Annotated in this window: 1 rRNA gene; it reads left to right on the top strand. The window is 52.5% G+C overall.

Features of this window, described 5'->3' with window-relative positions:
- A 16S ribosomal RNA gene (locus M3190_RS15280) occupies positions 1-255 on the top strand; the annotation flags it as partial.

The following is a 255-nucleotide window of genomic DNA, read 5'->3' as shown; positions in this document are numbered from 1 at the left end:
TGGGGAGTACGGCCGCAAGGCTAAAACTCAAAGGAATTGACGGGGACCCGCACAAGCGGCGGAGCATGCGGATTAATTCGATGCAACGCGAAGAACCTTACCAAGGCTTGACATATACGAGAACGGGTCAGAAATGGTCAACTCTTTGGACACTCGTAAACAGGTGGTGCATGGTTGTCGTCAGCTCGTGTCGTGAGATGTTGGGTTAAGTCCCGCAACGAGCGCAACCCTCGTTCTATGTTGCCAGCACGTAAT

Source organism: Microbacterium oleivorans, from assembly GCF_023715745.1.
Taxonomy (GTDB): domain Bacteria; phylum Actinomycetota; class Actinomycetes; order Actinomycetales; family Microbacteriaceae; genus Microbacterium; species Microbacterium oleivorans_D.
The sequence above is the reverse complement of the archived record's forward strand: the minus strand, read 5'-3'. Positions and strand labels throughout refer to the sequence as shown.